Genomic DNA, 12,486 nt, shown 5'->3' on the forward strand with positions numbered 1-12,486 from the left:
TTTGCTTCCCGCACCTGAGGCGGGTTGCCCCGGGCTTTATGCCTTGGCAGCAGCCTGTTTCTTTTTGATTTCCCGCTTCAGCTTCTGAGCGTTAGCCGACAGATCGGTGTCGCGAGCTTTCAGGAGGAAATTATCGAGACCATCGTTGTGCTCAACAGAGCGCAGCGCGTGCGTAGAAATACGCAGGCTGACAGAACGACCGAGGGTATCGGAAATCAGGGTTGCTTTGGTCAGGTTTGGCAAGAAACGGCGACGGGTTTTGTTGTGTGCGTGAGACACGTTATTACCCGCCATTACCCGTTTGCCAGTCAGTTCACATACGCGCGACATGTTCGTTATCCTTGTTTTTCTGCCGAGGTCATCGCCCCGGGAATCTTTATGGTCCATGTTCGCTAAAGACCGGATTCGGCAATAGCTGGCGCGGTGAGTAGACGATTCGCCTCCCATGGTCAAGCTTTTTGACTCGTGCGACGCAGCATTTGTGCGGCTTTGCGCCGGTTTACTCTTCCCGGTTCAGGCTTTCAAGGAGGATGGGGCGGTGGGCGCCGAAGTTGGCGGCACGCTCCAGAAGCCGACCAACACCGACCAACTGGTCTTCCCGGAACATGTTACCCCACAGCGTAAAGCCGTATGGCACACGGCGTTCAAAGCCGAGCTTTTTATCCTCTGTGCCTGTCAGCGGAAAGGTCTGGCGTTTGATAAGTCCCAGCGGCAGCGAAAGGCTCGGATGCCCGGTATAATTGGTGATCACCAGCATATCGCCTGCGAAGTTGGGGCAGGCGAACATATCCACCTGCTCGAACATACCGTGCATCATCTCCATCACCTGACGGCGGAATCGGTCCAGCTGGACATATTCGATGGCGCTGTGGAAGCGCGCGGCGCGCAAGGTGTTGGGCCAGGCCTTGTCGCCTTGCCACATAAGTTTGTCGTCGTCGTCTGACAGGGTCAGCTCCTCAAACGTGGCGGCGGCCTCAACCTCTACTGTTGTGAGCAGGGTAGAGTAAGGCAGTTTTGGCAGCGAAATTTCCACCAGCGTGAAGCCCATGCCCTTGAGCTGGTCAAGGACCTGCCGGTCAAGGTCGGTGGCATCCTCGCCAGTGAACCATTTGGGGTCATACCCTATCTTTATATCTCCGGCGGTGGCGGAGTTGCCGTCATAAGCGAAGCCCCAGTCCAGCGAACCGGGATCACCGCCATCATGGCCGTTGATAGCGTCCAGCACCAACGCGGTGTCCTCGACACTCCGGCAGATCGGGCCGATTTTATCCAGGCTCCAGCACAGAGACATGGCGCCTGTGCGGGGCACGCGGCCAAACGTGGGCCTCAGCCCTACGGCGCCGCAGCGTGTTGAGGGTGAGATGATGGACCCCATGGTTTCGGTACCGATGGCGAAGCTGCATAGTCCGGCAACAGTGGCGGAGGCGGAGCCCGCGCTGGAGCCGGATGCACCCTCATTCATGTTCCAGGGGTTGCGCACAACGCCGCCAAACCACAGGTCGCCATAGGCAAGAGCGCCCAGAGCGACTTTACCGAGAAGCACGGCGCCAGCATCGCGTAGCCGCTTTGTTACAGCCGCATCATTTTCTGCCGTGCGGTCCTGATAGGGAGCGGCGCCCCAGGTTGTCTTGATGCCTTTGGTATCGATGATATCTTTCATCCCAAACGGGATACCGTGCAGTGGCCCCCGATAGCGGCCTGAGCGTATTTCTACATCGGCTTCCCACGCCTGCTCGCGCGCGACCGCCTCGGTGACGGTGATGAAGCACCTGAGCTTTGGGTCAAGCCGTTTGATACGCGACAGATAGATGTCCGTCAGGCGGCTTGAGGTCAGAAGCCCGTTTTTGATCCAGTATGCCTGAGCATGTACGGGGGCGAAGGCAATAGCTTCATCACTGGGCAGTGGCCCCGGTTCTCCTGACGCCAGTCGGACACCGCCTGATTGCACAACATAGGTTTTGCCGGGCAGACGCGGGTCAAACGCCATGGCGGGTGCGTCCGAGTTTTTTAGCTCCACGCCTGTACGTCGTCGGCGTAGGCGATCGAGCATGTCTTCAAGCTCGTCGAGGATCATGGCGCGCTCGTCAGGCGTATATTTCACGCCCGCGATACGCTCGGCAATGGCTAGGTCACCAGGTGTTTTGACAGGTGGGTTAGGCGTTTCGGGCGTGTAGGCATAGGCCGCTCTCGCCGCCGCAATACCACCTAATATGCCCGCACCTTTAAGGATCTGTCGCCTGTCCATTCCAAGTTTAGCCATACACGCTCCCGTTTAATTATGATTATAGGGTTTCACTTTTGAACGGGGAACCGTTATCTAAACCTTCACTATTAAGTTACTGTTAGGCGTTTTTATGGCTGGCATCATCAAGGCGGTTCTTGGCCCCACCAATACGGGTAAAACCCATTATGCGGTGGAGCGTATGATGGGCTATGCCTCTGGCGTTATGGGCTTTCCGCTTCGGCTGCTTGCACGGGAAGTGTACGACCGTGTTGTGGCTGTGAAGGGCAAGAACCAGGTGGCGCTTGTCACCGGCGAAGAACGTATAGTGCCGGAAGGCGCGCGCTATTTCCTTTGTACCGCCGAAGCGATGCCGCGCCATGCGGTCGCTGATTTTATCGCCATCGATGAAGTGCAGATGGCAGCAGACCCGCAACGCGGCCATATTTTCACCGAGCATCTGCTGCATAGCCGGGGGCGACACGAGACGCTGCTTCTGGGCGCAGAGACGATGCGCAGTGTGCTTATACGCCTGATCCCGGAAATTGAGATTGTCACCCGCCCTCGGTTTTCAGAGCTGAAGGCCGTGCGCGCGAACAAGCTGTCTCGCCTGCCGCGCCGTAGCGCGGTGGTCGGGTTTTCCTCAGCCGATGTTTACGGCATGGCGGAGCTTATCCGTCGCCAGAAGGGCGGCGCCGCGATTGTGATGGGGGCGCTTTCCCCGCGCACCCGCAATGCGCAGGTTGAGATGTATGCGAGCGGTGAGGTTGATCACCTTGTGGCAACAGACGCTATCGGCATGGGGCTTAACCTTGATATCGGCCATGTCTCCTTCGCGGGGCTCAGTAAATTTGACGGCCGGACCTATCGTGAGCTGACAGCCGCCGAGGCTGCGCAGATTGCAGGCCGTGCGGGCCGCTTTAAAAAAGACGGTACGTTTTCCACCCTTTCGGGTGGCGAGCCGATGGACCCGTTGATGGTCGCGCAGATCGAAGAGCACCAGTTTGAGCCGGTAAAACGGCTGTTCTGGCGGAATCACCGGCTCGATTTTTCCACAATTTCGCGGCTTGTTCGTTCTCTGGAGCAGCCAGCACGCACAGAAGGCCTTCACCGCACCCGTGATGCCATTGACCTCACGGCACTCAAGAAAATGAGTGCCGATGACGGTATCAGTTCCCTTGTCACACATGCGGAAGCCGTGGAAAGGCTTTGGAATGTCTGCCAAATTCCCGATTTCCGCAAATTGTCACATGATGATCACATTTCTCTTCTACGTCGCATCTTTGTTGATCTGATGGGCCCAAAAGGCACAATTCCGCACGATTGGATCGCAAGGCAGGTCAAGCGCCTTGACAATACAAGCGGCGATATAGATACCTTGGCCGGTCGAATTGCCAGTATCCGGATTTGGACTTACGTTTCGCACCGGAAAGGCTGGCTTCAGGATGCTGCCCATTGGGCGCATGTTACGCGCAGTGTTGAGGACAGGTTGTCCGACGCCCTGCATGAAAAATTAACCCAGCGCTTTGTGGACAGGCGAACGGCTGTTCTGATGCGCTCGCTCAGGCATAGGGGCGAACTTAGCGTGAGCATTGATGACGAGACAAACCAGGTTTCGGTCGAAGGACACGAAATCGGTGAACTGAATGGATTTTCCTTCCGCGTTGAGCCGGGCGCAGCCCGTGACGACCAGAAGATGCTCAAGGCAGCGGCAGAAGCAGCACTGCAGGTGGAACTGACCCGCCGTGCAAAGCTGTTTGCCAATGTGGGCTATAAGACGCTGGCGTTTGATTTCACAGAAGGTCTGGCATACCCGAAGCTTATGTGGGAAGGCGCGCCTATCGCGACCCTGCATGACAGCGGCGCTTTGTTTGCACCACGTGTGAAGCTGGTGGCTTCCACGCTGTTGCAGGGCGAGAACGCAGACCTCGTGCGCGATAAAGCACAAGAGTGGCTGGACACGCGTATCGCAGAGAAGCTCGAACCGCTCTTGAAACTTGCGGGTGAGCTGAACGGAGACACCGAAGCACCTGAAGGTGCGGCACCGCTTTCCGGTCTTGCGCGCGGTGTGGCGTATCGCTTGCTGGAGAATTACGGCGTAATCTCCAGAAGCCTTGTGGACGGTGACCTGCGTCAGCTCGACCAGGATGCCCGCAAAGGCCTGCGCCGCTTTGGCATTCGTATTGGTGCCTCCAGCCTTTATATCCCCGTTATCCTCAAGCCGCATGCCAATGAGCTCAGGCTGATGATGTGGGCGATGGCTGGCAAGCTGACCGCTCTTCCAAGCCTGCCAACACCGGGCATGGTGTGGGTGGAGACGGAAGAGACAGCACCGCGTGAGTTTTACGAGATGGCCGGTTTCCAGGTGTGCGGCAAAAAAGCGGTACGTATGGATATGCTTGAGCGCCTTGCTGATGCTGTACGCCCGATGGGCCAAGGCAGTGGCTGGTTTGAAGTAACACCTGAGATTATGGGCCTTGTTGGCCTTTCCGGTGAAGACTTTGCCGAGGTGATGCAGGCTGCGGGCTACAAACACGAAGTGCGCAAAGTACCAGCGGCACCGAAGGTGGAAGAAAAGCCTGAAGCGGAAGAAGCCAATGCAGACGATGCGGCGCAGGAGGCTACTCCAGCAGAGGCTGCGCCGGAAGCTACACCAGAAACTGCAGAGGAAACTGCTCCTGCCGCAGAGCCTGAGGTTGATGCTGAAGAAGCTGCACCTGCTGAAGCCGTGGTTGAGGCAGATGCACCTGAAGCACCTAAACCATCAGAAGCTGAAGCCCAAGAGAGCGACGCGACAGAGGGTGATTCTGCAGAGGAAGAGCTTGTAGAGCGTTACTTTTTCTCATGGGCGCCCAAGCGCAAAGCCCGCCCGCAAGGCGAAGGCCGCAAGGGTGGCAAGCCGCAAGGGAAAGCTTTTGCCCAAAATGGCGCCAAAGGCGGCGAACATGGGGACAAGTCAGATCGTCCGCGTGGTAAAGGTCCGGGTAAAGGCCCAAAAGGCAAGGGTGGCAAGCCGCAAGGCCAGCGTGTGCATACGGCGCGCCCACCTCGCCGCGAAAAACAGGCCGACCCAGACTCGCCTTTTGCAGCACTTGCAGGCCTTAAAGAGACCCTGCAAAAAAAGAAATAGCAGCCTCTGATGGCTGAAAATCTCGAGACCGGGCAGATCAGGCTGGATAAATGGCTCTGGCATGCCCGGTTTTTCAAGTCCCGCTCCATCGCCAGCACCGTTTGCAAGGCACGCAAGGTTCGCGTGGATGGCACCGTTGTTTCCAAGGCGTCCGCTACTGTGAAGGCGGGGCAGGTGCTGACCTTCCCGCAAGGCCCCCATATCCGCGTGGTGAAAATCCTCGCGCTTGGCACGCGCCGCGGCCCGGCCGCGGAGGCGCAAACACTTTATGACGACCTCTCCCCCATTGAGGATCAGAAGAAGGAGCTGGCGGAAGAGAAGAGGACAGCGCCCGCCCTCAGGGACGCAGGCGCAGGCCGCCCCACCAAAGCAGAGCGCCGCGCTATCGATAAGCTGATGGACCGTTAGCTTTAGTCTGAACGGTGTTTCATTAACTGAGGTCCATCGTATTTGGTCCAGCTGTTTGTCGGAACCTGATAGTCTTCCTCGCATATCTCCATTGCTGTTTTTAGATCATCTGCCAGATAATCTTTTTCAGGAAACAGAGAGTCTTTGAATTTATACAGGAAGATGTATGTACCCTCTGGTTGCGCTTCAACAACCAAGTGAGAGTAGTTCGAAGATGTGGTGTATGAAATAAGTTGTGTCACAATTTGTCCCGACTGAAATAACCAGCATTACGGAGCGACAGCTGAAATCCATGCATTCCAAGATATACAGCGGGGATGTCTGCGAACAATCCCGCGATATATACCCAGCCTAAGTCCGCTTCTATGTGGAAGTGGCTACCGGCAACCCAGACAGCCCCACCGGGCATTATCAAAAGGAATGCTGCAACAATGAGCCATAATGCCATAGCCATGGTGAGTCTTATCATCTTCAGTCCTATGATTTTTGTCCAAATCAAAGCGCGGGAGTAAAGCCGAGCCACCGCGTAGCAAACGAAGCATTGGAAAACGAACAAAAGGCATAAAACGAGTATCTCAAACAAGGCTCTGGTCTTCTAATTGGTAAAAAGAAAAGATTTACCCACCTTCAGTGTCATACAGTGATGGCTGATGAGCAAGCCAAACAATTTGTGCACATAAGAATCTCTTGCATATAAAGCCGTTGCCCAAGGCCGCGCTTTTCGGCATAAAGCCAATGAAAGAACCACGAGTTTACAGGTTTGCGGAATAAAGGAGACGCCCATGACCTATGTCGTCACTGAGGCATGCATCAAATGTAAATATATGGACTGTGTTGAGGTTTGTCCGGTTGACTGTTTTTACGAAGGTGAAAACATGCTGGTGATCAACCCGAACGAATGCATTGACTGCGGCGTGTGCGAACCTGAATGCCCGGCCGAAGCAATCCTGCCTGATACGGAAGACGGCATGGAAGAATGGCTCGAGCTGAACACCAAATATTCGGAAGAATGGCCAAACATCACCGCGAAGGGCGAGCAGCCCGCTGACGCGGATGACTGGAAAGGCAAAGAAGGCAAGATGGAGTACTTCTCTGACAAGCCAGGCGAAAGCAACTAAGCCGCGCAGTACACGGTTTCTGGGGCTTTTAGGGGCTTCCGCGCACAATATTATTGCTTTTGCATCAATTGCTTAATTTGAAAACCGGGCTGAATGGCCCGGTTTTTTTGTGCGCTCAAACGTCGCAGGATCAAGCAATAGAGCCAAAAAATGCGATTTGACTGTAAAAATTACTAATTTTGTGTTACAAGAAGGGATTGCGCGATCCAATTGCGGCAAGTGGGCTCGCGCGTGGTGGCTGGAACCGCCCAAATTTGAAGATGCTGAATTGAGGCTTGATTGTGCCGCCCTGAGCGGGGTGGTGCAACGGTTTTTTTGACGCAGTTTGACGGAAAAGCTTTTGATAGCGCTTTTCTCAAGGGTTTCCGCAGCCTTGCTGAGCTATTGAGCGCGCGAGGACCGTGCCCGTCGGGACCCGGATATTATGGCAGGTGCGCCTGCCTTAGATAAGAAGGACATAGAACCACTATGGCAAAATCCAGTAAACATCCCTTTGCAGTCGGTGATTACATTGTTTACCCCAAGCACGGCGTGGGCCGGATCACTGAGCTTGAGGTTCAGGAAATCTCTGGCCTGAAGCTTGAACTTTATGTGATTCGCTTTGAAAAAGAGCGCATGACGCTTCGGGTACCAACAGGCAAAGCGGAAGCCAGCGGCATGCGTCGTCTTTCCAATGATGCCACGCTCAAGGAAGCGTTCACCACGCTTAAGGGCAAAGCGCGCATCAAACGCACGATGTGGAGCCGTCGGGCACAGGAATATGAAGCAAAGATCAACTCTGGTGATCTTGTCTCCATCGCGGAGGTTGTTCGCGACCTTCACCGTGGCGCTGATCAGCCTGAGCAGTCTTACAGCGAACGCCAGATTTACGAATCTGCGCTTGGCCGTCTGGCTCGTGAACTTGCAGCCGTTGAGGATATCGACGAAGCGGCAGCGATGGTTAAGCTTGAGAAAGAGCTGGCCGCTTAAGCCTCTCTTCTCTATCTCAGTTATAGAAAAACCCGCCTCAAATGAGAGGCGGGTTTTTTTTGTTGGCTACTGGCTCGGCTTGGCCGTTGGGTTGGCCACGCTACTCTTCTTCTTCAACGGGCTCTGTAGCACCATGTTTGCGCAGGAGGGCAGCCATATCATCATGGCCGTACCGCAGCGCTTGGCCGAGGGGTGACCGGTGAATGGCTCTCCCCGCCACGCGGCCATTCCACACGTTGCCGGCTTTTACCCGAAGGTTAACATCGGCCCCTTTCCCGATCAGGAACTCAGCCACATCCACATGCCCGGCCCGTGCCGCACCAATGAGTGGTGTTTCGTCCCCAGGCACAAAGCCGTTCACATCCGCGCCAACGCTAACAAGCTGTTCCACCATGGGGAGATTCCCCACCACAGACGCCATGATAAGCGCATTGCCGTCACCGGGTGCTGCCTTATTCACGTCTGCACCCGCTTCAAGGAGAACGTCTACCATTTTCTGGTTACCGTCCCGCGCAGCGACGATCAGCGGTGTACCGTCGCCCGGTGCATAGCCGTCAACATCAGCGCCCAAATTCAAAAGCGACTTGACCATCACGTCGTCACCGCGTTGAGCCGCCACAATAAGCGGCGTGCCGTCGCCGGGTGCAACACCGTTTATATCAGCTCCCGCCTCAAGCAGCAGTTCGGTGGTGGCTGTTTCACCCGCCCTTACAGCGACAAGAAGAGGCGTGCCGTCACCAGGGGCCACCTGATTGATGTCAGCACCAGCTTCCAGAAGGGCCTCTACCATGGCTGTGTTCCCGCGCCGCGCCGCCACGAGAAGCGGGGTTCCATCACCGGGGGAGAAACCGTTCACGTCCGCCCCGGCTTCTAGCAGGACCTCAACCATGGATCTATCACCACGGCGTGCCGCAACAAGAAGCGGTGTACCGTCACCGGGTGCCGCTTTATTTATGTCTGCGCCGGCATCAAGCAGGGTTTTCACCATGCTTTCATCGCCACGTCGCGCGGCTACCAACAAAGGCGTACCACTGCCGGGGGAGAAACCGTTCACGTCCGCTCCAGCCTCAAGCAGGGTTTTCACCATGTCAAAATCGCCTTTGAGAGCGGCAACCAATAGCGGTGTGCCGTCGCCACGCGCATCATAATCTACATTCACGCCTGCGCTCAAAAGGGCCTCTGCGTGTCGGGTGCGGCCTTCGAGGATCGCATCCACAAGGGCAGCGCCTTGCGCATCCCTAAGCACATCGGCTGTTACCACTCGCTCAAGCGGGGCAACGGGCACGTCCTCACCTGTGAACGCACTATTGTCTGCGATATAGATAACCTGACTTGAAAGCGCGGCCCATGCTGCCACGCCGGAAAGGCTGGTGGCAGTTACGAGTGTCAGCGCACCAAGCGTCTGGCGAACCGGGCTAAGCTCGTGCCGGGCAAGGCGTTTTACCCGGTCGGTGAGCGGGTGACGGCCACTACCGAACCAGGCGCAGCCAAGCGGTGCCTGGTCGCCCATCAACTGGGATTTGAGCAGTGTTTCCGCATAAGCCCGGCGATGCTGGCCAAACTTGCGCATGACCCGTTCGTCGCACGCCAGTTCCTGATCGGTGCGGAACAAGCCGTAAGCCACATAGGCCAGCGGGTTGAACCAGTTCAGGCACCGTATGGCCACGGCCAGCGCATTCATCTGCATGTCGCCTGCGCGGATGTGGGCTTGTTCGTGCGCCAGTATCAGCCTGCGCTCAAGCGCGCTATAGGCGGCAGTGAAGTTGTCCGGCACCACAATGCGGGGCGTGACAAAACCAAAAACCGCAGGGCCGACTTTGGCATGTTTGGATACGCGTTTTTTAGGTGTGCGTACCAGACCGTGCTTCTGCAGGAAACGCTTCTGGCGATAGCCGAGAGCCGCAAGGCTGCCGAGTGTACCTGTCAGCCACAAACCAAAGAGCCACGGGCCAACATCAGTCGGTGTATTTGTAGCAAGCGGCTGAGCCGCCCGAACAATATGCTGTGCCGGGGCCGGTTGCGCGGTGGGCTGCCCCTTGGGCAGTGCCTGCAGGGTATCTGAGACGGCAGCTCGTTCCTGCACCGGGTTAGCGGTCTTTGCAGGTGTGGTGAAAATCAGTTCCGCTGGCAGCAGGCTCGCGACTAGCGCGATGGGCACGATGAGCCACAGCGCATAAGCCGTGCGGGCACCAAAAGCGGCGCGAGTGTGGCGCCTCAGCAGCAGCACTATCAGGATCCCGGCGCTTGTGCCGATCAGGGCTTGAATCAGGTGGGTAAAAATATCACTCGTCATCGTCCAGCTCCTTGATCAGTTTTTTAAGCTCTGCGATATCGTCGCCGCTCAGCTTTTCATGCTGGGAGAAGTGGGTCAGGAGCGCTGAAACCCGACCGTCAAAAAGACGGTCAAGCACACCCTGACCCTCATGGGTTATATAGTCGTCGTGGCTCAGGACCGGGCTGTAGAGATAGCGTCGGCCGTCTTTCTCGGCTGAGATGGCGCCTTTGGACAAAAGGCGGTTCAGCAGCGATTTGACGGTGCCGACGCTCCAGTTCTGGTCTGCGGCGACGCCATTGGTGACATCTTCCGCTGTTAAGGGATGGGCACGCCATAGCGTTTCCATCACCTTGCTCTCAGCTATGCTGATTTGTTTTTTTTCCTCGCTCATGAGATTACGATTACATATGTAATCAATAAAATCAAGAGTTATGTTTACAGGCGTAATCGATATGATTCGGTCGTGTTTTGCCGTCATGCGTGAATGTGTTTTCCGGTAAAGGCGCGGAATCCCGGCGCTCACGCCGATTTTATAAGCGAGATAAAAAAAGTTGCTGCAAAGCCAAAAAAAACTGGTCATAATGCATTGCATTAATCAAGGTCATTAAAAATTGGGAGGTGAGAGTGAGCCGAGGAAACTGGGCCACTGGGGAAGATCGCCGCTTAATTCGTTTCGCAATGCGTGCGCCAATGCTGGACAGGGAAGAAGAAGGCGAACTGGCGCTTGCGTGGCAAATGGAACGGGACGAGCGAGCCCTCAAAAAATTGACCGAAGCGCATTTGCGTCTCGCGATTGCGGCTGCAAGCCGCTACCGGCATTATGGCTTGCCGGTTGCTGATCTCATTCAGGAAGGCACCGTTGGCTTGATGGAGGCCGGATACCGGTTCGAGCCGGAACGGGACGTGCGTTTCTCAACCTATGCAAGCTGGTGGGTTCGTGCCGCCGTGCAGGACTATGTTCTGAGGAACTGGTCCATTGTACGTACAGGCACCACAAGTGCCCACAAGGCTTTGTTCTTTAACCTGAAGCGCCTCAAGGCCCGCATGGGGGTTGACCCCGACCGGCCCCTTTCCATGGGTGCGCGCAACCAGATCGCCGATGAAATGGGTGTGCGGCTTCGTGATGTTGAGGCCATGGAAGGCAGGCTTTCAGGTGTAGACCGGTCTTTGAATGCACCGGTTGCGGATGAAAGCGCGCAGGAATGGCAGGATCTTCTGGTGAGCGATTCGCCGCGACCTGACGACCTTTACATGGAAAACCATGACAGCAACAAAAAGGCTGCCTTGATCGAGCGGGCGATGAAGCATCTTACCGAACGGGAAAGCTTTATCATTCGTGAGCGGCAGCTTCGGGAAGACGGTGTGACCCTCGCGGTTCTCGGTACCCAGTTAGGTATTTCCAAGGAACGTGTGCGTCAGCTGGAAGCGCAGGCGCTTGGCAAACTGCGGCAGGCTTTGATGCAGGATGTGGGTGACCCGTTTCTTGCAGGTCTTGCGGGTAGCTAACAGGCCTAAATCAAATCAGTATTACCGGAAAGCCAGCTCGTATCAGGGTTGGCTTTCTTGTTTTATGATACGAATTTGCCCGGGACCTTGCAGCAACAGGCGCGGGCCTGATTTGAAGTCTATCCAGCCGCGCACTTCAATGTGCTGGCCTTCAAGGCTGAGCGGATCGAGCCCTATGCGTTCAAAATACCGCGCGGTTAGGGCCGGGACCTCAACGGTGAAATCCGTGCGCCAGTCATCACCGAAGTTGAGGAAGATGGTATCCCGCACTTTCGCGGCATCAACCACCACACCTTCCACGATCTGGAACCAGCCTGCTTTCACGCTGTTGCCTGTGGCGGCCACGGGTTGCAGGTTCTTGAATATCCATAGGCCTTTTTTATCCGCGCGTGCTTCAAGCTCGGCTTCATAGAGTGCGTCCAGCCCGCGCCGCCGCGTGGGGCCGGGGAAGACAAAAACATGCCCGTCGCGAACAAGCGTGTGTTGCAGCCAGCTGCCGTCGGGCATCACCACGTGCGCCACCAATTCGCCCAGCCGGTTGGTTTTCTGGCCTTCACAAAAAAGCGTAACCGTGTGGCCACGGAGTGTGTTCATCAGGTGTTTTTTGGCTTCAAGGGCGTGGGGCCAACTAGTGTATTCGCTGGATGGTTCCCAAAATTCCGGCGCTTTCACAAGTGCGAGTTTGACCGTCAGGCCTTCCGGTGTTTTGAAGCGAGCACCGCCCAGTGTCTCAGCGGCTGTGGTCGTGCCGCAATCGGCGAGGCCTTTGGTGTCGAATACATAGTCGTTCGCCAAAGCGGCGGGCGCGGTAAGAATAAGGATTGCAAGCGCTTTCAGCATGTTTCATCCTCTTGCTTGA

General features: G+C 56.2%; 11 protein-coding genes. 5 read left to right on the forward strand and 6 right to left on the reverse strand.

Annotated elements, in window-relative coordinates; all coding sequences use genetic code 11:
• Nucleotides 1-36: 36 nt before the first annotated feature.
• Both rpmB and ACOOGA_RS10810 read right to left on the reverse strand, forming a co-directional pair.
• The gene (rpmB, locus tag ACOOGA_RS10805) at nucleotides 37-330 is read right to left on the reverse strand and encodes a 50S ribosomal protein L28 (protein ID WP_417456255.1); all 294 of its coding nucleotides are present in this window, start codon (nucleotides 328-330) and stop codon (nucleotides 37-39) included.
• Nucleotides 331-499: 169 nt separating this feature from the next.
• Nucleotides 500-2,260, reverse strand: coding sequence for an amidase (locus ACOOGA_RS10810; RefSeq protein WP_417459517.1), 1,761 nt, complete (start codon nucleotides 2,258-2,260; stop codon nucleotides 500-502).
• 94 nt (nucleotides 2,261-2,354) lie between these two features.
• Between ACOOGA_RS10810 and ACOOGA_RS10815 the strand changes: the two genes are divergently transcribed.
• A complete protein-coding gene (locus tag ACOOGA_RS10815; RefSeq protein ID WP_417459518.1) occupies nucleotides 2,355-5,351 on the forward strand; it encodes a helicase-related protein in 2,997 nt (998 codons plus the stop codon).
• Nucleotides 5,352-5,360: 9 nt separating this feature from the next.
• Nucleotides 5,361-5,759 carry an RNA-binding S4 domain-containing protein gene (locus ACOOGA_RS10820; protein WP_417459519.1) on the forward strand — a complete coding sequence of 133 codons (399 nt, stop codon included), beginning with the start codon at nucleotides 5,361-5,363 and terminating at the stop codon, nucleotides 5,757-5,759.
• A 2-nt stretch (nucleotides 5,760-5,761) separates the two neighbouring features.
• Here the strand turns inward: ACOOGA_RS10820 and ACOOGA_RS10825 are convergent, their stop codons facing one another.
• A complete protein-coding gene (locus tag ACOOGA_RS10825; RefSeq protein WP_417459520.1) occupies nucleotides 5,762-6,001 on the reverse strand; it encodes a hypothetical protein in 240 nt (79 codons plus the stop codon).
• A 540-nt stretch (nucleotides 6,002-6,541) separates the two neighbouring features.
• On the opposite strand from ACOOGA_RS10825, the gene fdxA reads away from it, so the two are divergent.
• Nucleotides 6,542-6,877: a ferredoxin FdxA gene (gene fdxA, locus ACOOGA_RS10830; protein ID WP_417459521.1), complete on the forward strand. Its 336-nt coding sequence runs from the start codon at nucleotides 6,542-6,544 to the stop codon at nucleotides 6,875-6,877.
• A gap of 468 nt (nucleotides 6,878-7,345) precedes the next feature.
• Nucleotides 7,346-7,846: a CarD family transcriptional regulator gene (locus ACOOGA_RS10835; RefSeq protein ID WP_417456250.1), complete on the forward strand. Its 501-nt coding sequence runs from the start codon at nucleotides 7,346-7,348 to the stop codon at nucleotides 7,844-7,846.
• A 100-nt stretch (nucleotides 7,847-7,946) separates the two neighbouring features.
• Here the strand turns inward: ACOOGA_RS10835 and ACOOGA_RS10840 are convergent, their stop codons facing one another.
• Both ACOOGA_RS10840 and ACOOGA_RS10845 read right to left on the reverse strand, forming a co-directional pair.
• Nucleotides 7,947-10,139: a M56 family metallopeptidase gene (locus ACOOGA_RS10840; RefSeq protein WP_417459522.1), complete on the reverse strand. Its 2,193-nt coding sequence runs from the start codon at nucleotides 10,137-10,139 to the stop codon at nucleotides 7,947-7,949.
• Nucleotides 10,129-10,512 carry a BlaI/MecI/CopY family transcriptional regulator gene (locus ACOOGA_RS10845; protein WP_417459523.1) on the reverse strand — a complete coding sequence of 128 codons (384 nt, stop codon included), beginning with the start codon at nucleotides 10,510-10,512 and terminating at the stop codon, nucleotides 10,129-10,131. Before ACOOGA_RS10845 ends, ACOOGA_RS10840 begins: the two co-directional genes overlap by 11 nt.
• Nucleotides 10,513-10,745: 233 nt before the next feature.
• Between ACOOGA_RS10845 and ACOOGA_RS10850 the strand changes: the two genes are divergently transcribed.
• A complete protein-coding gene (locus tag ACOOGA_RS10850) occupies nucleotides 10,746-11,627 on the forward strand; it encodes an RNA polymerase factor sigma-32 (RefSeq protein WP_417459524.1) in 882 nt (293 codons plus the stop codon).
• Between the two features lie 42 nt (nucleotides 11,628-11,669).
• On the opposite strand, the gene ACOOGA_RS10855 is transcribed toward ACOOGA_RS10850, so the two are convergent.
• Nucleotides 11,670-12,467, reverse strand: a complete 798-nt coding sequence (locus tag ACOOGA_RS10855; protein WP_417459525.1) for a thermonuclease family protein — start codon at nucleotides 12,465-12,467, stop codon at nucleotides 11,670-11,672.
• Between the last annotated feature and the right edge of the window lie 19 nt (nucleotides 12,468-12,486).

It is taken from the genome of Kordiimonas sp., assembly GCF_965216265.1.
Lineage (GTDB): Bacteria > Pseudomonadota > Alphaproteobacteria > Sphingomonadales > Kordiimonadaceae > Kordiimonas.